We start from the raw sequence: 19,443 nt of genomic DNA on the forward strand, positions 1-19,443 counted from the left end.
TCCCTTAACCGCCGGCGATCACCACCGAGCGGATCGCCGCCACGGCCGCGGTGTGGTCGGCGCCGCTGCAGCTGGTCGAGCCGACGGAGATCACGTAGGCCATCGTTTCGGTCTTGATCACCGAGGTGGTCACGCACTGGTACTTGCGGCCCTCGAACACCGGGAAGATCGCTTCCTCGCCCGGCGCGGCCACGGTCATCAACGCACCGACGTAGCCCGTGCCCTTGAAGGTGGGTTCCTCGTCCGTGCTGTACGGCTTGCCGCCGAGCATCACGTACTGCATGGACGCGTTCATGACATCGAACTTGACCTTGTCCTCCTCCGAGACGTCCTTCAGCAGGCCCATCATCGCGGCGTTCGACTCATCGGCTTGCTTGGGCTTAGGAAAGCCGGTGACCGCCATGCGCAGGTCGCCCGAAGTGATGCGGAAGTTGATCGCCCCGCGCACCGGCATGCGGTAGGACTTCGCCTCCCAGCCCGCCGGAATGGTGAGGCTGGCCTGCTTGTCGAGCGCGACCTGCTGCGTGGCGGCCGCAGGCGCCTCGGCGCCCAGCGCGAAGGCGAGTAGCAAGGAAACGATCATGCAATCCCCATTGGTTGTTCGATCCTGGAAGTGGCCGGCGCGTTTCGCTGAAGAAGCGGCGCGAGCGCGAATAAAACCGCCCGCGGTCACCGGTGTACCGGCGCCGCGATGCCTGTCCCCACAGGCGGATGCGGTCGGGCGATTCTAGCCGAGCGTCCGCGGCGAGCGTCCGCGCGGCCGGGCGGGCGCCACTGCGCACTCGGCCGGGCGACATCGCAACGGCTGCGTCATATGTGGATGGACCCACGCCGACCACGACACGCGCTAGCGCAGCAGCGCCTCGTAGCTGTCCATGCCGAATCCGCCTGTCATGCCTGCGGCGGCGTGGCCGCGATCGCGGCCAGGATGGCCGCCGCGTCCTCGCGCACCTCCGCATCGGCGTGGGCCAGGAGCGACTGCGCGTAGGGACGCGCCTCCGCGCCGCAGGCGATCATGCCCCACTGCCCATGCAGCCGCAGCGCATGCTGGCGCTTGGCCTGCCCCCACCCCCCACGGGTCGGCGCGAGCGAGGCCTGGTACATGGCGATGTAACGCGCCAGCGGCGCGGTGTAATAGCGCAGGTCCGGACGGCCCGAACGTTCCACCGGATACAGCGATTCCCGCGGGCGTTCAGCGATGACGCACGCCAGGGCGTGCAACAACGCGCCATGCATGCGCAGCCACCACCCTGCTGCCTCGCTCGCCCTCATGCGCCCGCCCCGACCGCCGCCAGACGCAACAGGCGTTCACCGATCTCCCGCGCGTGCAGCAGGGGATTGAACGAGACCGACAGTTCCAGCTCGGGATCGCCCGGGTACACGCGCGTCGCGCGGACGATCGCGTTGGACGGATTCAGCCCCTCGCAGCGGATCGCGGTGTAGTCGCGTTCGAACGCCTTGATCGACGGCAACCCCGACGCGCGGTAGGCCGGCCACTCGGATTTCTTCGTCGCGACCGGGCCATCCCCGCGCACCGAGAAGGCGTCGAATGCCGACCGGAACGCCGCGCCCAGCTCCGCGGGCTCGCCCACCTCGACGACCATCGGTTCGGCCTGCTCGTAATGGATGCCCGCGTCGTTGACGTGCATCGGCGCGACGATCCAGCGCGTACCGGCGCCGTAGAGCTGCACGAGGCGCGCAACGGACGCACGGCGGTTGAACAGGGAGGCCAGCATGTGGGTATCCGTGGGCCAAGGGGACGGCGGCGGCTGATGGTATCCATGCCGCATGCCACGCGACAGCGGATACGCCCGGCTCGCCCGGGCCGCGGGGCTTGTCCGGGTTTCGCAGCCGACGAAGCCTTCACGCCACGCCGCCACAACACGCCCCCGCAACAGCGGCCCCGGCACACTCCGGCGCTGGATCCCCCGCGGGGTGGCCGGCATGCAGCAGCTGATGCGGTTCGCGATCGTCACGGCCTGCTACTGGGCGGTCGCGTGGGCCACGTTCCAGATCGAGCAGGCCAGTGGCGGCGTCACCTCGATCTGGATCGCGGACGCGCTGGTGGTCGGGTATGCGATGCACCGGCCCGCGCGGGACCTGCCGTGGCTGCTGGCGGCCGTGGTCGTTGCCGTGACCATCAACGGCACGCTGCTGCAGGGTCGGCTGGACCTCGCCTTCCTCGGCGGACTCAACAGCGCATTCGAGGTGGGCGCCATCTGCCTGATCCTGCGGCGCCTGGGCTTCCGTCCGGGCGCACCGCTGGGCGACCGCGACGTGTTCGCGTTCCTGGTGCTGTGCGTGCTCGTCGTCCCCGCGGCCGGGGCCGCCTTCGGCGCCACCACGCGCTGGGTCGTCACCGACGTGCCCTGGCTGCGGCTGTGGATCGACTGGTGGCGCGCGGACGCGTTCGGCATGTTCGTCGGCCTGCCGCTGGTGTGGACGCTGGAACGCGCGACGTTGAAGCGGCTGGGCATCGGCCCCTTGGCGATCGACTTCTGGAGCCTGGCCACCCTGACCGTGCTGGTGGTCATCGCCAGCCTGGCCTACGCGCGCTATCCGTTCGTGCTGATTTCGTTGCCGCTGCTGATGGTGGCGGTGCGCACCGGCGTGCTCGGCACCGCGCTGTGCAACGCCTTGATGATCGTGACCGTGCTGGTCGTGGTCGAGGCCCACCATCGCGGCCTCATGCCGTTGCGGGCGGCCCGCGACGGCATGGCGCTCGCCGACATGTGGCTGGGCAGCTGCCTGAGCGCGGTCGGCCCGCTGCTGGTCGCGCTGATGAGCGACCAGCGCGACCGCGAGCGCACGCGGGTGATGCAGGTGAGCGAACGCGTGCGCGTGCTCACCGACGCGCTGCCGGCATTCGTGGCGGAGATCGACGCCGACATGCGCTACCGCTTCGTCAACGCGAAATACCGCGCCACCTACGGATTGCCGCCCGAAGCCATCATCGGCCAGCGCCCGCAGGACCTGCTCGGCGAGCAGGTGGCGGCGCAGATCACGCCGCACCTGGAACGCGCGCTGGAAGGCCACCCGCAACGCTTCGACGTGACCATGGGCGACGGCAGCGTGCTCGAGGCGGTGTACGAGCCGCTGCCGAGCACCGCCGGTGTGCTGGTGCTGGGCCACGACGTCACCTGGCGCCACGAGGCCGACCGGCGTTTCCGCAACCTGCTGGAGTCGGCGCCCGACGCGATGGTCGTGGTCGACGTGCCGACCCGCCACATCGTGCTGGTCAACGAGCAGACCGAACGCATCTTCGGCGTGGCGCGCGACGCGATGCTGGGGCAGTCGATCGGCCGCTTCATCGACGATCCCGAGCGCCTGGCCGCGGCGATGGCCGCGACCCACGAAGACGATCCCGACCGGCGGGCCTGGGAAGTGCTGGCCTTCGAAGGCTGCCGCCCGGACGGGCGCCGATTCCCGGTGGAAGTGGTGCTGAGCCGGCTCGCCGGCAGCGCCACTGCCCAGGTCGTCGCCGGCATCCGCGACGTCAGCCTGCGGCACGAGACCGAGGATGCACTGCGCCGCGAGCGCGAGCAGGCGCGCGTGACCCTGCAGTCGATCGCCGATGCGGTGCTCACCTACGACACCGCGCTCACCGTCACCTCGCTCAACCGCGTCGCCGAGGACATCACCGGCTGGTCGCGCGAGCAGGCGGTCGGCAAGCCGCTGCGGCAGGTCGTGTGCCTCTACGATTCCGCCGAGCCGGGCGCCGCGCCGGTGCAGACCGACGCGCGCCGCGGCCCCGGCGACGGCATCTTCGAAGCCGCGCTGCTGCTGCGGCGCGCCGGTCGCGACGACCTCCAGGTCGAAGTGTCGGATGCGCCGCTGCGCGACGACGACGGCGAGGTCATCGGCGGGGTGATGGTCGTGCGCGACATCAGCGAGGCGCACGCGATGGCGCAGCGCATGGCCTACCTGGCGCAGCACGACCACCTGACCGGCCTGCCCAACAGCCGGCTGCTGCAGGACCGCCTGGCCGAATGGATGCGCACCTGCGAGCAGGCGCTGGAGGCCTGCAATGGCGCGCTGCTGTTCGTCGACCTGGACCTGTTCAAGCACATCAACGACTCGCTCGGCCACCACGCCGGCGACTGGGTCCTGCGCACGATCGCCGGCCGGCTGGTGCGCGCGGTCGGCGAAGCGGACACCGTGAGCCGGCAGGGCGGCGACGAGTTCGTGCTGCTGCTGACCCGGGTGGCCGACCAGGAACAGCTCGAGCGCACCGCCGAAAACCTGATCCGCACCATCGAGCAGCCGCTGCACTACGGCAAGCGCGCGCTGCACGTCTCCGCCAGCGTGGGCATCACCCTGTTCCCGCAGAACGGCACCGACCCCAAGACCCTGGTCAAGCAGGCCGATACCGCGCTCTACCACGCCAAGCAGGCCGGCCGCGGCCGCTTCAGCCTGTTCACCGCGGCCATGGGCGAGCGCGCCGACCAGCGCCTGCAACTGGAGACGGAACTGCGCACCGCGATCCAGGAAGGCCAGCTGTACCTGGAATACCAGCCGAAGGTGCGCTACCCCGAGCGCGACCTGGTCGGCGTGGAAGCCCTGGTGCGCTGGCGCCATCCACGCGGCACCGACGTCGCCCCCGGCGACTTCATCCCGGTGGCGGAGGAAACCGGCTTGGTCACCGCGATCGACGAATGGGTGCTGCGCGAGGCCTGCCGCCAGGTCGGCGCCTGGCACGCGGCGGGACTCGCGCCGGCCCCGGTTGCGGTGAACATGTCACTGGCGCGCGCCGACGTCGACCGCCTGGTCCGCAACATCGAACGCGCCCTCGCCGACGCCAGGCTGCCGGCGTCGCTGCTGGAAGTCGAATTCACCGAAAGCCAGATGCTCGGCCAGAACGTACGCGCCCGCCAGCTCGTCGACCGCATCCGCGCCCTCGGCGTGCGCCTGTCGGTGGACGACTTCGGCACCGGCTACTCGAGCCTGAGCTACCTCGCCGATTTCCGCTTCGACACGATCAAGATCGACCGCGCCTTCGTCCACGGCCTGCCCGACGAGAACGAAGCGCGCGCGGTGATCCAGGCGATCCTCGGCATCGCCGAGTCGCTGGAGTGCGACGTGGTGGCGGAAGGCGTGGAGACCGAAGCGCAGGCCCGCGCGCTAAGCGAGATGGGGTGCCGGCATATGCAGGGGTTCTTGTTTGCGCGGCCGTTGTCGGCGGGGGCGATTGAGCAGGAGCTCGGTGGTGGAAGTGCGCAGGTAGCCCGGACAGCCTGAAGCATCAAGGTTCGGCGATGCCGGGCTCTTGAGTCGGGCCTGTACGATTGCCCGGAAACTGGGGATCCACCATGACGACAGACATCGAATCGCTTCGGCTCGCACTTCGCGACTTCGCTGCAGAGCGGGACTGGGATCAGTTCCACTCCCCGAAGAACCTGGCGACGGCACTCGCCGTCGAGGCCGTGCCGTTCGACCGTGACGCGACCTACGTGTGAACCCAATGACACCTGCACAGGAATCAAAGTAATGAAGCGCCTTCCAATGATGCGATTTCTGCGTAGCGCGCTCGCGGCGCTCGTTCTGGTGGTGGGAAACGCGGGAGCCCAAGCACGCGCCGACTGGGGCCTGTACGGTGAACTCGAGGGCGCCTCGCGACAGGCCGCCGGTGGATATCGCCTGCAGTGGGAGCGCGAAGGCGAGACGTTGTACGAGCGTTGGATCAACCCTGCCAATGGCAAGGTCATCGGGACTACTGCGATCACCCGCGACCCGACGACCGGCCATTTGAAGCTCGACGGGCGGTACTTCGCACGCCACACCTGGGACGGAGTCGTTGGCGCCGATGGAAGCGTCGTATGGACGGTGGAAGGGAAACCCAAGCTCGGCTACTTGGTCCGGCGCGGCGCGAACGGCGCCATTGACGTCGAGAATCGGGGGCACGTAACGCACTACTTGCCAAGCGACGCGGCGTTCAGCACCCCGGACAAGCCGATGGCCTCGAACCAGTCCACTCGACCGGCGCTCGGGGCCGCCGCGCCCGTGGGCGGCGGAGCTATCGCTGCCGCCGACGCGCCTTCTGTGCACGCCCGCCTCAACCGCGAGCTCTATCGACGCCTCGCCGAAGGCCCGGATGGAACCGCGGGCGTCTGGATGCTAGTCGACTCGTCAAACCCGTCGACCCTTACCGACCACGCGACCAGCATGACGTATACGCTCAGCGTCGACGGCGTCGAGATGCGTTCTGTCGACCCCGACGATGCTGGACAGCCGCGACCCTCGCTGGTGCAAAGGATCTTTTTCGACGACGCACGGGGAGTGCTGGTCGATCGCACCGTCCAAACGCTGGCGCTGACGCGGCGGGTGGAAAGGGTTGGTGAAGGTCAATATGTAATCAAGACACTTCCGGGGCCTGGTATCACGGCTGATGTCGCCGCCCAAGTCACGGAAACACACGTTTTTGCCGGGAATCGGGTGCTCCAGAGCAGCGGGTCGGCGTCGTATGCGTATCAGTGGATGAGCGCAGCGGATGCGCATGCGCGCCAGATCGCGGCGGTAGCCGCACGCAAGGCCGCCGCGGATGCGCGGGCCCGCGCCGCCCAGCGTCTGCGCGCGCGGACGACGCCGATGGATGGCGACTACGCTGCAGACAGTTCCGGCGAACAGGTGATCATCGAAGAGCCGTTGCACGGGCTGATCCTTGAGGCAGCCGGCCGCCGTTTCGCATACGGCGAGCAGGGCGATGGGATGTACAAGCACAAAGACGATGCCGGTAATTTCGATGCGTATCTCCGCATCGTGGACGACAACACGATCGAGTCGAACCGCATTCCGGCGACGGCGCCGCCGGCCATTTACAGGCGTATGGGGGCGGCATACTCCCGGCAGTACGCGGAACAGCTGCAGGAGCGCCGCTTCCAAGAGCGGTTGGAAGGTTACGACGCGGAGAACGCGCGCCGGGAACAGGAAGACGCCGAACGGGATGCCGAAGTTGCTGCATTGCGCCAACGCGCAGCCGGGGAGAAGGCACAGCGAGAGGGTGAACTCGAGGACAGCCTGCGGCGCCTGCAGCAGACCGCGGATCGGTCCATGGCTGTGCAGGCCGAGGCTCGCCGGCGCGCCGAGCAGGGGGAAGCCGACCGGAGGCAGGAGAGTGCCAACGCGCAAGCGGGTCGCGATGCTGACTACGCCCGCCAATCAACCGAGCGACAGTATGAAATCGCGAGGGAACGTGAGGGGCGACGGGACGCGGATCAAACTCGCGTTGACCCGACAACCCGGGATGCAACTGTCGTCGGTTCGCATTCGACGGTTCGGGATAACGAAATGCCATCGCAGCAAACACCCCTGGGCGCGCCAGTGAGGAACGGCGCCCAGATGAAGGTTTGTACGCATCCGGCCCACGAGACCACTGTTTTCGATCAGAAGGCCTCCATGCAATCACGGATCGCCAACGCCTGCGGGCGAGCCACACCTGCCGTGGAGAAGCAGGAATGCGATGCCACGGGCTGGTGCAAGGCATGGATCCAGTGTTCTGCGTGGGAGTCCGAGTGTCCCTCCGCTGCATCGAGCCAGTAGCAGGCGCACCACACCTCGGATCCAGGCTTTACGTGGAGCCATAGATGGCGGTCTTGGTCCGCCTTCTGGCCGGTAGCAGTCATCCATCTATGTAGTCTGTGGCGCTGCAGCGTCCTCATCTGACTTTCTCCCTGGCGCAGAGGAGGAAGGAGTCTGCAATCCCGATGACGTTCGAGGCCGCATCGATGAGGCATTTTGCTTCAGAGGTTGAAGCGTGGCGATTTGACGCTTATGCAGATTGCTTCGACGTCCAAGCTCCCCTGCCGCAACGTCGAGGCACATTGCTTCAACGTCAAGGCCATTCGGCTCACGTCAAAGGCTCTCCGCCTCACCGTTTCGAGCGATTTGCGCGGCCCACCAAGCAAAAAGCCCAGCGGATGAGGCTCCCCCGCCTCACCCGCCAGGCTCCATCAGTCAACGGCTATTCCGCGCCGGCCTCAGGCCGCGGCAACGGGCTCCGCGGCCTTGCTGCCCTTGGCGAAGCGGGCGGACAGCTCCTTGCGGGCGCCCTTCAGGGCCTCGTTCTTGCCCGACACCTTGAGCAGGCCGTAGCCCTCCAGGGCGACGGTGATGATGTCGCTGCCCAGGGCCAGGGCGGTGTCGTCGGCGCGTTCGACCAGTTGCTCCAGCTGCTGCAGGCGCGGGCGTAGCTGGTCCAAGGCGGCGAGGTCGGCCTGGGCTTCGGCGAGGTTGAGGCTGGGCGGGATGATCTGCGGGTTGGCGGCCAGCACCGACAGCGTCTGCCGGCAGAAGACCTCCGACTTGTCGCCCATCTTGTACAGGTCGCGGCGCTGGCTGGGCTGCAGGGCGATCATCTGGGCGAAGACGCGGCGCAGGGTGGCGATGGCGGCGTCGGTGTCGGCGAGGTCCTGCGCCGTCAGGTTGAGCGAAACCAGGTTCTGCATTGGCTATTCCTTATGTCCGTTAGCGAGTCCGGGCATGCCCGCGAGGGCTGGGCCGGACGGTCCGTTGCTCCGCCGCGTTCCGTGCGGTGGCCCATGGCCGAACGGGTCGGCGAGGGAGCGGGTGGAGTTTTGACCGATTGCGTCGATCGAGGCAACGGCGGCCCCATCCGGCGCGGCGCGCCACCTTCTTCCCGCTGCGGCGGGAGACGGGTGGGAATTCAGCCGGGAGAAGGGATCGGGCCGGGAGTGGCGCGCTGCGTATGCCCGGCATCCACAAGGCCCGCAGTAGGCTCGCCGCAGGATTCCCTCCCCCAGGTGCGAAGCCTGATGCCGTAGATCCAATTCCCGCAGCACGACCGCGCTTTTTCCCACCATCCTTTTGGAGACACCGCATGAACACCCAGCTCACCGTGCTCCTCGCCGCCGCCGTCCTGGCCCTGTCGGCGTGCAAGAACGAAACCCCGACCGCGCAGAACGAGGCCGCCCAGGCTCAGTCCGCCGCCGACCAGGCCGCGCAGTCCGCCAGCGAGGCCGCCCAGGCCACCGGCGAAGCCGCGCAGCAGGGCGTCGAAGCCGCCGCCGCCGCCACCGGCGAGGCGGCGGGCGAAGTCGGCGCCGCCGCCGCCGATGCCGCCGATGCCGCCAAGGCCGCCGCGGCCGAAGCCACCGCCAAGGCCGCCGACGCCACCGCGACCGCCGCGCAGAACACCGCCGATGCCGCGCAGAACGTCGCGGACAAGGCGGAGCAGAAGGCCGACGAGGTCAAGAAGTAAGCCCGCGTTTGCGGCATTCATGCGAAGGCCCGCGCAAGCGGGCCTTCGTTTGTCGGCGCAATGGTTTTCTTCTGCGGATGGGTGCGTCTGACAACACGCGCCGCGCCTTCGTAGGATGGGGTGAGCGCAGCGAACCCCATCACGTCGCGCGCCGGATTGTTGCGCGATGGGTATCGCTTCGCTCAACCCATCCTACGTATTCGCTTAATCCATCCTGCGCGCTACCAGGCCGAGTCGACCTGGCACCACTGCTGTTCGCACGGCACGCCATCGCGGTCACCGTCCATCTCCGTCCCCGGGCAATGCTGGATGAAGTACGTCGCCTCGGCGCACGAACTCATTTGTGAGCAATGGGTGCAGCCGTCGCAGTCGAAACCGCGGCTGCTGGCTGCTGCCGGTACCGTCGGAGCTGCCCGAACTGCGGCAGGTGCAGGAGCTGCAGACGAGTACGCGCCTGCGTCGGCCTGGCGCGAGCTGATCGCGTCGTAGGCGAACACGCCGATCGCTCCCACCACCAGCAGCCCCAGCACCGCGGCGATCGGATTGCGCGCCACCGGGCGGGTCGCGCGGGCGCGCGATCTGGCTGCACTGGTGCGGGCACCCGGCCGCTGCACCCGGATTGCGCGCTTCGTGCCCACGTCGCCCTGTTCGATCTCGAACGACAGGGCTTCGTCGATGCGCGGCCGCATGCCGTCGCGCGGGAAGGCGGAGATGTGCACGAAGATCTCATCGCCCGGCTGGTCGGGGGCGATGAAGCCGAACCCGCGCTCGTCGTTCCACCTGACCAGGATTCCGTGATGCCGCATGGGCGTGCCTCCTGTGGTTGTTGCGCCGCCTGCAAGCGGCGCGGTTCGAATGTTGGAGCGTGCCGCCTACATTTCCGGTGTCGAATCCTCGAGCACCTTGGCCGCCTCGTCCGCGCGTCGTTTCGCCTCGCGCAGATCTTCCGCCGTGGGCGCGGCGGACGGCGCCGGGTCCTGCAGCGGCGGAGCGAACGCATCGCCGGCCTCCTCCATCAGCTTGGGCGGCGGCCCCTGTGGGGCCGGAAGCATGGGTGGCGCTCGCACCGATGCAGCGGCGTGTGCCGCGCGGCCGGCCGACCCCGCAGTGCGCACCAGCAGCGCGCGTGTCAGCAGCACAAACGCGAGCAGGCCGAACAGCGCGAGCGCCCACGATGGGAGGCTGGAGTCGGGCGATCGCCGTCCGGACGCGCTGCGACCGCTTCCCGAAGAGCGGACAACGATCGGCTCCCGCGGGGTGGTTTGCGCCGGCTGGCTCGACATGTAATCGGGTTCGACCGGCGGTTGCACCGGGACTCGCGCTGACTCCAGCTGCGGTCCGAGCATCCGGCGCAGCGCATCGCCATCGACGAGCTGCACATGCCCTTGCCGCGCCGCCGCTTCGCGTGCGGCGCGGGTGAACTCGCCGCTGCTGGCCAGGATCGCCCCGGTCGCGCCTTCGTTCACCATGATCCCGAGCAGCTGGTGCACGTCGTTGTGTGCCACCTGCCACGCGTTCCAGTGCTTGCACTGGACCACGACGTACTCGCCCTCGCGGCGCAGCTTCAGGTCGATGCCACCGTCGTAGCGCCCCGCCGTGGCTCCCGTGCCGACATGGTCGACGTCGTAGCCCTGCCCGCGGTAGTGCGCCGCCAGCAGATGTTCCAGCTCCTGCCAGCTCACGCGCGAGAGTGCGTCGTCGCGGTGGATCCGGTTCCTCCGGCCCGACATCGCCTACAGCTCCCGGCAGCGCAGGTAATTGCCCTCGCGGTCGCGCAGTTGCTCCCAGCCGTTGGGCAATCGCCGCATGGCCAGTTGCCCGATGCAGGCGACGCCGTAGGCTTTGGCCTGCGGCGAGCCGTGCGCCGGCAGCGAGACCACGTCGCGCGAAGGCCGTGGCATGCCGTAGACGCGCGCATAGTGCGTACCGAAGTCGTAGTTGCTCTTTTCGCACACGTCCCGCATCCACGGCTCACGCCATTGCGCCGCCATCGCCTTGCAGTCCAGCGGCGGCAGCGTACGCGCGCGGGCCGGCACCTGCACACGCGGCGTGGCTTTGGGCCGGGTCACATGCAGCTGCGCATGCGTGGGCGCGAAGGCGCCCAGTAGCAGCAGTACGACGAGCGCCGCGGTTCTCATCCGTACTTCGCCGCGAAGGCCTCGTCCGACGTGCACAAGTACACGATGAACTCGATGAAGGCGACGATCGCGGGGATGAAGGTCCAGCACAGCAGCAGGTAGACGATGCCCCAGCCGACGCGGCCGAGGTAGAACTTGTGGATGCCGAAGCCGCCGAGGAAGAAGGCCAGCAGCGCCGCTGCGATGCGGCTCTTGTGGCCCGCGGCGCGCCGCTGCCGGACTCCGCAGCTGGGACAGATCTCGGCCCGCACGTCGACACCGCGGCCGCAGGCGTAGCAAAAGGCCCCCGGCATTGAAACCGCATTGTTCATGGCGTTCCCCTGTTGTTGGATGGTGTTGCCCTGGCGTGTTGGCTGTGGAGCGCACCCCAGGCGTCGACGACGGCTTGAGTCGGGAGCAGGCAGGCCGTTGTCTCCCCATGCATTGCCCCTGCGCACGGCTCCCCAGCCGTGCGCCCTCGGTTCAATCATGCCTGCGGCGAGCGCGCGGATGGCGTGCCTGTCGGTAGCCTAAGAAAAATTCCTAGACGTCCGCGGCCGGCGTGGTTGCGGTGGTGTCCGCGGACGAGGCGACCTCGCTACTCAAAGATCGCTGCTGCTCGTCATGCGCTCAGCCCCGCGGCAAGCGCAACGTGAACGTGGTGGTGCCGTGCTGCGATTCGGTGCGGATGCTGCCCTGATGGGCCAGGGCGATCTGGTTCACGATGAACAGTCCCAGCCCCAGGCTGGCGCGCTCGGACTCGCCGGTGGCGACGCCGCCGCGGCGCATCGGTTCGAACATGAGGTCCAGGGTCTCGCGGCCGATGTCGTCGCCGGCATTGGCGACGCTCAGCTCGGCGTCGCTGCCGGCTTCGCGCAGCGCGACGTGGATGTCGGCATTGCGGGTGCCGTATTTCTGCGCGTTGACCACCAGGTTGGACAGCGCCTCGCGGATGCGGCCGGCATCGAACTGACCACGCAGCGATGCGGGCGACTGGAAGTGGATGCGCAGCTCGGGCATCGCGGCCTGCAGCATCTCGATCTCGCCGCGGCAGGCCTGGGCGAGGTCGACGTCGGCCTTGTGGACCTGGAAGCCGAGCCCCATCTGCGCGCGGTTGTACACCAGCAGGTTGTCCAGCAGCTCGCGCATGCGATCGCCGCTGCGGATCAGGCGTTGCGCGGCGTCGGCGATCGGGGCGCCGACCGCCATGCGCGCGATCATCTCGGAGGTCATGACGATGGCGCTGAGCGGGCTGCGCAGGTCGTGGCCGAGCACGCCGAGGAAGATGTTGCGCCAGCGCTCCACTTCTTCGGCGTAATGGACCACCGACTCGGCGATCGCCTCGTCGATGGCCTCGTTGAAGCGGCTGATCTCCTCGCGCGGGGCGGATTCGCCGTCGGGCGCGTCCGCCCACAGGCGCAGCACCGATGCGCGCAGGGCGCGGTACTCCGACACGAGGTGGCAGACGCTGTAGCCGCTGTGGGCGCGATGCAGGGCGTGCGTGCCCGCGGCCGAGCGCGGGTGCCCGAGCGGCGCCACCGCGCGGCCTTCGGACTTCTCGATTTCCTCGGCGCGGGTCTGCGGCGTGCGCAGGTCGGCGACGATGGCCGCGACGATGTCGGGCAGGTGGTCGCGCAGCTCCTTGTCGTCCAGCGGCGTGCCCACGTCCACCGACCGGGCGAACTTGATGGCGTCTTCGAGGATCGCTTCGGCGTGGTGCTCGATGAAGTCGGCCAAGCTGCTGTTCATCGGTATCGCCCACGGAAGCCAAGGGCCATCCTATGCCATTGGCGTGGGTGGAACGGCCGCAGGGCGCCTGCCATCGCGGCGACGCGTCCCTCAGGGGGGACAGGTGGCTGTTGCAGTGTTGGCGCTGGACGCGTCCGGCGCTGGCTGCGCGCGATTGCCGCTTCAGCCGCGCGGCAAGCGCAACTTGAAGGTGGTCGTCCCGTGCTGCGATTCGGCGTGGATGCTGCCCTGATGGGCCAGGGCGATCTGGTTCACGATGAACAGGCCCAGGCCGAGGCTGGCGCGTTCCGCCTCGCCGCCGACGATGCCGCCGCGGCGCAGCGGTTCGAACATCAGTCCCAGGGTTTCAGGGGTGATGTCGACGCCGGCGTTGTCGACGGTGAGCTCGGCGCCGGTGCCGTCGTCGCGCAGCTCGACGTGGATGTCGGCATTGCGCGTGCCGTACTTCTGCGCATTCACCACCAGGTTGGACAGCGCTTCACGCACGCGCCCGGCGTCGTACATGCCGCGCAGCGTGGCGGGTGCCTTGAAGTGGATGCGCACCTCGGGCATCGAGGCCTGCAGCAGCTCGACCTCGTCGCGGCAGGCGCGGACGAGATCGACGTCGGCCTTCTCGACGTTGAAGCCGATGCCGATCTGCGCGCGGTTGTAGACCAGCAGGTTGTCCAGCAGCGCGCGCATGCGCTCGCCGCTGCGGATCAGGCGTTGCGCGGCTTCGGCGATCGGGGCGTCGATGGCCATGCGCGCGATCAGCTCGGAAGTCATCAGGATCGCGCCGAGCGGGCTGCGCAGGTCGTGGCCCAGCACGCCCAGGAACACGTTGCGCCAGCGCTCCACTTCGACCGAGTAGTGGCTGACGGATTCGGCGATGGCCTCGTCGATGGCCTCGTTGAAGCGGGTGATCTCGTCGGGCGAGGCCGACTCGTGCTCGGGCGCGTCGGCCCACAGGCGCAGCACCGATGCGCGCAGCGCGCGGTACTCCGATACCAGGTTGGCGATGGTGTAGCCGCTGTGGGCGCGGTGCAGGGCGTGGGTGCCCGCGGCCGAGCGCGGGTGCCCGAGCGGCGCGACGGCGCGGCCTTGGGACTTGGCGATTTCCTCTTCGCGGGTCTGCGGCGTGCGCAGGTCGAGGACGATCGCGGTGACGATGTCCGGCAGGTGGTCGCGCAACGCGGCGTCGTCCATCGCCGCGGCGACGCTCACCGACCGGGCGAAACGGATCGCGTCCTCGACGATCGCCTCGGCGTGGTGCTCGATGAAGTCCGCCAGCCTGCTTTGCATGCCGTCTTCCCCCGCGAAAGCCCGGGGCCATCCTAAGCCATTGCCGGGGGCCGCGAGCCCCCCCGCGCCGGGGGGCGCGCCGCTCAGCCGGCGCGCGCGAGGGCGACCGCGTCGGGACCGGCGGGGAAATGCAGCTGGTCGCTCGGGTCGTTGGCGGCACACCACACGACCTCGGCGACGTCCTGCGCGGTGGTCACCGCGGCCGGCTGGGCGAAGCCGGCGAACACACGCTGGGCGTAGGGCGCATACGCCTCGGGGATCAGGCCGTGCATGCGGGCGCCGCCGTTCTCGCTGAAGCGGGTGTCGGAGCCGTAGCCGGGCTCGACCAGTTTCACCCGCACGCCGAACTGCGCCAGCTCGTGCGCGAGCGAGCCGGTGAAGCCTTCCACCGCGGTCTTGCTGGCGGTGTACACGGCGACCAGCGGCATCGGCACGAAGGTGGCGCTGGAGCTGACGTTGACCACGACGCCGCCGCGGCGGGCACGCATCTGCGGCAGCACGGCCTGGGTCATCGCCATCACGCCGAAGGTATTGGTCTCGAACACCTCGCGCACGGTGGCCATCGGCGTGGCTTCGAACGCGCCGAGCAGGCCGATGCCAGCGTTGTTGACCAGCACGTCGATCGGGCCGCTGGCGCCCAGGCACGCGGCGATGCTGGCAGCGTCGGTGACGTCGAGCGGGAGCAGGCGCATGCGCGGCGACTGCGGCAGCAGGCCGTCGCGCGGCACGCGCATGGTGGCGATGACGTGCCAGCCCTGGTCGTGGAAGTGGCGCGCGGTCTGCAGGCCGTAGCCGGAGGAACAGCCGGTGATGAGGACGGTTTTCATGGGTTGGACTCGCATCGCGGTGGGGGTGCGAGGACTATGGCGAGCGCTGGATGGACGATCTACAGTGCTGCGTCCGCATTTCTTTGGCGAGCGTCCAAGGAGGAGTCCGGCCATGAGCGATCCGTTGTCGGAAGTGGTGGCGCTGATGCAGCCGCGCGCGGTGTTCTCCAAGCGCATCAGCGGCGCCGGGCGCTGGGGCGTGCGCTATTCGGAATTCGGCCAGCCCAGTTTCTGCGCGGTGCTGGAAGGGCGCTGCCTGCTGGCGGTGGATGGGCATCGGCCGCTGACCCTGGACGCCGGCGATTTCGTGCTGCTGCCGGCGACGCCGGGGTTCGCGATGTCGGGCTTCGAGCCGGTGACGCCGGTGCGCATCGATCCCAAGACCACGCCCGCGCCCGGCGGCGAAGTCCGTCATGGCAGCCGTGGCGGGCGCCCCGACGTGCGCCTGCTCGGCGGCTACTTCGTGTTCGATTCGCCGGACCCGGCGCTGCTGGTGTCGCTGCTGCCGACGGTGCTGCACGTGCGCGGGGTAGCGCGGCTGGCGCAACTGGTGCGCTTCGTCGCCGAGGAAACGGCGACCAGGCGCGCTGGCCAGGAACTGGTGCTGGCGCGGCTGGTGGAGCTGCTGCTGATCGAGGCGCTGCGGTCGGCGCCGGCCGAGGACGCACCGCCGGGCCTGCTGCGCGGCCTCGCCGATGCGCGCCTGGCGCCCGCGATGCGCCAATTGCACCGGCACCTGGCGCGGCCGTGGACGGTGGCGCAGATGGCGAAGGCGGCGGCGTTGTCGCGCTCGGCGTTCTTCGAGCGCTTCATGCGCACGGTCGGGATGGCGCCGATGGAGTACCTGCTGGCGTGGCGGATGGCGGTGGCGAAGGACCTGCTGCGGCGCGGCGAGGCCGGCGTGGCGGCGGTGGCCGAGCGCGTGGGCTATGGCTCGGCGAGCACGTTCAGCACCGCGTTCGCGCGGCATGTCGGGGTGGCGCCGGGGCGGTATGCGCGCGGGATCGTATAAGGGTTGGCAGGCACCGCGGCTTCACGCCCACCTGTCCCCGCTTCCGCGACCCTGCGCGCATCGCTCCCGACGTTCGCGCCCATGCCCCGCCCGCGCAGCGCGCTGCTGATCATCGACATGATCAATGCCCTGGATTTTCCCGAGGGCCGGCGCCTGCTCACCCATGCGCTGCCGGCGGCCCGGCGCATCGCCAGGCTGCGCGCGCGGCTGAAGGCACGGGGCGTGCCGGCGGTCTTCGTCAACGACAACTTCACCCACTGGCAGGAGGACTTCCGCCAGCTGGTGGCGATCTGCTCGCAGCCCGGCGTCACCGGCGCGCCGCTGGTGCAGGCGCTGCCGCCCGAGCAGGACGACTACAGCATCCTCAAGCCGCAGCACTCGGCGTTCTACAACACGCCGCTGGAGGTGCTGCTCGCGCAGCTGGGCGTGCAGCGGGTGATCGTCACCGGCATCGCCACCGACCAGTGCGTGCTCGCCAGCGCGGTGGGCGCGCGCATGCGGCAACTGGACACCGTCGTGGCCAGCGACGGCACCGCCGCGCTGACCCCGCTGCGGCATCGCAATGCGCTGGCGGTGCTGCGCGCCATGGAGGTGCAGGTGTGCGGGTGTGCGCGGATCGACGCCTGAGCCGAGCGTTCAGCGCTGCAGGCGTTCGAAACCGAACAGCTCCGCCAGCGCATGCCGGCGGCGTTCGATCCGCGCGCGCAGGATGCCGGCGCCGATCACCGAGTAGGTGATGCCGTTGCCGCCGTAGGCCATGGCGAAGTGCAGGCGCGGGCCGTGCTGCGCATGCGGGCCGAAGAACGGCAGGCCGTCGCGGGTCTCGGCGAAGGTGCCGGCCCAGGCGAACGCCGGCTTCAGCGCCAGCTGCGGCAGCAGCCGGTGCACGCGCCGAAACAGCTTGCGCGCCTTGCGTTCGACCCGGCGGTCGCGGCGGGCCGGCAGGTCGATGGCATCGTCCTCGCCGCCGATGACCAGGCGGTGGTCGGCGGTGCTGCGCAGGTAGAGGTACGGGCGCGCGGTTTCCCACACCAGGGTGTCGGCCAGCGGGCCGAGCGCGGCACGGTCGAGCGGATCGGTCGCCACCGCATAACTGCTGCGGTTGCTGGCGACGCGCTGGTCGAGCCACTGCTGCGCGGCGTAGCCGGTGGCGAGTACGACGTGGGCGGCGTGCACGCGCTGTCCATCGGCGGTGTGCAGGGTGACGCTGCGCGCGTGCGGTTCGATGCGCGCGACGGTGGTGCGGTCGTGCACGGGGATGCCGTCGCGTTCGAGCTGCTGCAGCACGCGCACGGCGCAGCGGTACGGGTCCAGGCGCGCGGCGGCGGTGCTGAGGATCGCGCCGGACGCGTCGATGCCGAAGCGTTCGCGCAGGGCTGCGCGCGCGAGCCACTGCACCGGCAGGCCGTGGCGGGCCCGCAGCGCGCACTCGTCCTGGAGCGCGCCGCGGTGCCAGCGCCGGCTGGCGAAGTACAGGCTGCTGCAGCGGTCGAAGCCGACGTCGCGCACCGCACGGGCGATCGCCTGCAGCTCGTCGATGGCGTCGACGCAGGCGCGGTAGGCACGCACGGCGTCGGCTTCGCCGACGAGGCCGATGAGTTCGGTGAGGTGGGTGTCGATCTCGTACTGCAGCAGCGCGGTGCTGGCGGCGGTGCTGCCCCAGGCGATGTCGCGCTGTTCCAGCACGGCCACGGCGTGGCCGTGCGCGGCGAGTTCGCGGGCGATGATCGCGCCGGTGATGCCGCCGCCGACCACCGCGACCTCGCAGCGCAGGTCGGCGCGCAGGGGCGGGAAGGCGTGCATCAACCCGTTCTTCACGGCCCAGAAGGGATACCCGCTCTTGAGATCCATGCGTGCCCGCCGCGACCGCCAGTGCGCCGAGCCTGGACGGCCGCCGGTGCAGGCACGGTCAAGCCCGCCAGGAGGCCGTATGACCGCCCCGCTCTACCAGGCCCTGCACGAGAGCCACGAGCTGCAACGCGGGCTGTGCCGCCGTCTGCTGCGCTCCAAGCCCGGCACGCGCGAGCGCATCGAGCTGTTCACCGCGTTGCGCCACGAGCTGCAGGCGCACGAGGCGGCGGAGGAGCGTTTCCTCTACGCGCCGATGCTGATGGACGACGCGGGCCTGGTGTCCACGCGGCATGCGTTGCACGAGCACCACCAGATCGACGAGCTGGTCGAGGACCTGCAGAAGCTCGACCCGGATGAGAAGGCGTGGCTCGATACCGCGCGCGAGCTGTCCAAGTGCGTGCACCACCACCTGCGCGAGGAGGAGAGCAAGTTCTTCCAGATGTCGGGCAAGGTGCTGAGCGCGACGCAGAAGACGCGCCTGGCCGGGCGCTACCGGCGCGATTACGCGCGCATGCACCGGACGCTAGCGGCGGAGTAAGGCTTCGAGGGGAAGGAGGGGGCGCCGCACCGCGCCAGATCCTGGCGCGGTGCGGCTGCCTGAGGCCGGCCGTGATGCAAACGCTGGTTCGAACGAGGGCGTGCGCTCAGGGCGTGAGCACGCTGCTGCGGCCATACAGCGTGCGCTTGTCGACGCCTTCCACCGACGCCGCGCCGGCACAGCCGCCCGGCGTGAGGTTCTGGCAGGTGATCACCCGCCAGCGCACCGGCTGCCTGCCCACCTGGGCGGGATGCACGTCCACGAATCCGGCCGCGGGCACGCGCATCTTCTGGTCGCGCACCAGGGTGCGGCCGACATCGCAGAAGGCGGGCTGGGGCCCGGGCCGGTACCAGCACGCCGACGCGCGCGGCACGGACAGCGCGCAGTAGCCGTGCCAGTTCGCGGGGATGTCGGCGCCCTTGCCGGCCGCGCTGGTCGACTTGGGCATGCAGTCGGCATTGCTGCTGCAGGCGCGGACCCTGGCGACTTCCTGGAACACCAGGCAGGCGCCGCCGACGTTCTTGTCGTCGGAACCATTCGGGCTGGCGACCAGCATGTACGAGCCGGCGATCACCGGGCGCGGCAGCGCGGAGTTCATGACCCGGCCGATCTCGCCGGGTTGCACCAGCACCTTCTCGGCGTGGGCGATCGGAGCGATGGCGAACAGCGCGGCGACGAGCAGCGCGGGCTTGAGCACGAGACTGGGTGGGAACGGCTTGTTCATGGCGGCCTTCCGTTGGGGATGCAGCAAGGCAAACGCGCTGGGCCGAGCGGCCCGGCCCGAATTCGTCGCCACCGCGATGGGTGAGGCCGCCAGCGGAGTACAGCGCGCGGCGCAGGCGCGCGGACGCGGG

General features: G+C 69.7%; 20 protein-coding genes. 7 read left to right on the forward strand and 13 right to left on the reverse strand.

Annotation, left to right across the window (positions count from 1 at the left end; genetic code table 11):
• Positions 1-4: 4 nt before the first annotated feature.
• From BP05_RS12715 to BP05_RS12725, 3 genes are all read right to left on the reverse strand, one after another.
• Positions 5-583, reverse strand: a complete 579-nt coding sequence (locus tag BP05_RS12715) for a hypothetical protein (RefSeq protein ID WP_496364019.1) — start codon at positions 581-583, stop codon at positions 5-7.
• Between the two features lie 308 nt (positions 584-891).
• Positions 892-1,272, reverse strand: coding sequence for a hypothetical protein (locus BP05_RS12720; protein WP_496364021.1), 381 nt, complete (start codon positions 1,270-1,272; stop codon positions 892-894).
• Positions 1,269-1,736, reverse strand: a complete 468-nt coding sequence (locus BP05_RS12725) for a hypothetical protein (protein WP_496364023.1) — start codon at positions 1,734-1,736, stop codon at positions 1,269-1,271. The genes BP05_RS12720 and BP05_RS12725 overlap by 4 nt, the downstream gene beginning before the upstream one ends.
• A gap of 208 nt (positions 1,737-1,944) precedes the next feature.
• Here BP05_RS12725 and BP05_RS12730 point away from each other — a divergent pair, with 208 nt between their 5' ends.
• The 3 genes from BP05_RS12730 to BP05_RS12740 all read left to right on the forward strand — a co-directional run bounded on the left by BP05_RS12730 (position 1,945) and on the right by BP05_RS12740 (position 7,536).
• On the forward strand, positions 1,945-5,238 hold the full coding sequence (locus BP05_RS12730) for a bifunctional diguanylate cyclase/phosphodiesterase (protein ID WP_496364025.1): 3,294 nt from the start codon (positions 1,945-1,947) through the stop codon (positions 5,236-5,238).
• Positions 5,239-5,309: 71 nt separating this feature from the next.
• Positions 5,310-5,456: a hypothetical protein gene (locus BP05_RS12735; RefSeq protein WP_496364027.1), complete on the forward strand. Its 147-nt coding sequence runs from the start codon at positions 5,310-5,312 to the stop codon at positions 5,454-5,456.
• A gap of 31 nt (positions 5,457-5,487) precedes the next feature.
• Positions 5,488-7,536, forward strand: a complete 2,049-nt coding sequence (locus BP05_RS12740; protein ID WP_496364029.1) for a hypothetical protein — start codon at positions 5,488-5,490, stop codon at positions 7,534-7,536.
• Between the two features lie 437 nt (positions 7,537-7,973).
• On the opposite strand, the gene BP05_RS12745 is transcribed toward BP05_RS12740, so the two are convergent.
• Positions 7,974-8,441: a hypothetical protein gene (locus BP05_RS12745; RefSeq protein WP_496364031.1), complete on the reverse strand. Its 468-nt coding sequence runs from the start codon at positions 8,439-8,441 to the stop codon at positions 7,974-7,976.
• A gap of 392 nt (positions 8,442-8,833) precedes the next feature.
• Here BP05_RS12745 and BP05_RS12750 point away from each other — a divergent pair, with 392 nt between their 5' ends.
• On the forward strand, positions 8,834-9,214 hold the full coding sequence (locus BP05_RS12750) for a hypothetical protein (RefSeq protein WP_496364033.1): 381 nt from the start codon (positions 8,834-8,836) through the stop codon (positions 9,212-9,214).
• Between the two features lie 221 nt (positions 9,215-9,435).
• Here BP05_RS12750 and BP05_RS12755 read toward each other — a convergent pair whose 3' ends face one another.
• From BP05_RS12755 to BP05_RS12785, 7 genes are all read right to left on the reverse strand, one after another.
• The gene (locus tag BP05_RS12755; protein ID WP_496364035.1) at positions 9,436-10,020 is read right to left on the reverse strand and encodes an excalibur calcium-binding domain-containing protein; all 585 of its coding nucleotides are present in this window, start codon (positions 10,018-10,020) and stop codon (positions 9,436-9,438) included.
• A gap of 66 nt (positions 10,021-10,086) precedes the next feature.
• A complete protein-coding gene (locus tag BP05_RS12760) occupies positions 10,087-10,896 on the reverse strand; it encodes a restriction endonuclease (RefSeq protein ID WP_496364037.1) in 810 nt (269 codons plus the stop codon).
• Between the two features lie 51 nt (positions 10,897-10,947).
• Complete coding sequence (locus tag BP05_RS12765; RefSeq protein ID WP_496364039.1) at positions 10,948-11,352, reverse strand: hypothetical protein; 405 nt, start codon at positions 11,350-11,352, stop codon at positions 10,948-10,950.
• Positions 11,349-11,663 (reverse strand): TM2 domain-containing protein, encoded by a 315-nt coding sequence (locus tag BP05_RS12770; protein ID WP_496364041.1) that lies wholly within the window; start codon positions 11,661-11,663, stop codon positions 11,349-11,351. The genes BP05_RS12765 and BP05_RS12770 overlap by 4 nt, the downstream gene beginning before the upstream one ends.
• A gap of 298 nt (positions 11,664-11,961) precedes the next feature.
• Positions 11,962-13,080 (reverse strand): ATP-binding protein, encoded by a 1,119-nt coding sequence (locus BP05_RS12775; RefSeq protein ID WP_496364043.1) that lies wholly within the window; start codon positions 13,078-13,080, stop codon positions 11,962-11,964.
• Positions 13,081-13,242: 162 nt separating this feature from the next.
• Positions 13,243-14,361 carry an ATP-binding protein gene (locus tag BP05_RS12780; protein ID WP_496364045.1) on the reverse strand — a complete coding sequence of 373 codons (1,119 nt, stop codon included), beginning with the start codon at positions 14,359-14,361 and terminating at the stop codon, positions 13,243-13,245.
• Positions 14,362-14,444: 83 nt separating this feature from the next.
• A complete protein-coding gene (locus BP05_RS12785; RefSeq protein ID WP_496364047.1) occupies positions 14,445-15,188 on the reverse strand; it encodes an SDR family oxidoreductase in 744 nt (247 codons plus the stop codon).
• A 112-nt stretch (positions 15,189-15,300) separates the two neighbouring features.
• Here BP05_RS12785 and BP05_RS12790 point away from each other — a divergent pair, with 112 nt between their 5' ends.
• Together BP05_RS12790 and BP05_RS12795 are read left to right on the forward strand one after the other, a co-directional pair.
• Complete coding sequence (locus tag BP05_RS12790) at positions 15,301-16,200, forward strand: AraC family transcriptional regulator (RefSeq protein WP_496364049.1); 900 nt, start codon at positions 15,301-15,303, stop codon at positions 16,198-16,200.
• Between the two features lie 81 nt (positions 16,201-16,281).
• A complete protein-coding gene (locus BP05_RS12795; protein ID WP_496364051.1) occupies positions 16,282-16,827 on the forward strand; it encodes a cysteine hydrolase family protein in 546 nt (181 codons plus the stop codon).
• Positions 16,828-16,836: 9 nt separating this feature from the next.
• Here the strand turns inward: BP05_RS12795 and BP05_RS12800 are convergent, their stop codons facing one another.
• Positions 16,837-18,051, reverse strand: coding sequence for an NAD(P)/FAD-dependent oxidoreductase (locus tag BP05_RS12800; RefSeq protein ID WP_496364053.1), 1,215 nt, complete (start codon positions 18,049-18,051; stop codon positions 16,837-16,839).
• A 79-nt stretch (positions 18,052-18,130) separates the two neighbouring features.
• On the opposite strand from BP05_RS12800, the gene BP05_RS12805 reads away from it, so the two are divergent.
• Positions 18,131-18,589, forward strand: coding sequence for a hemerythrin domain-containing protein (locus BP05_RS12805; protein WP_496364055.1), 459 nt, complete (start codon positions 18,131-18,133; stop codon positions 18,587-18,589).
• 106 nt (positions 18,590-18,695) lie between these two features.
• On the opposite strand, the gene BP05_RS12810 is transcribed toward BP05_RS12805, so the two are convergent.
• A complete protein-coding gene (locus tag BP05_RS12810) occupies positions 18,696-19,313 on the reverse strand; it encodes a hypothetical protein (protein ID WP_496364057.1) in 618 nt (205 codons plus the stop codon).
• Positions 19,314-19,443 lie beyond the last annotated feature (130 nt).

The organism is Lysobacter oryzae DSM 21044 (assembly GCF_059568595.1).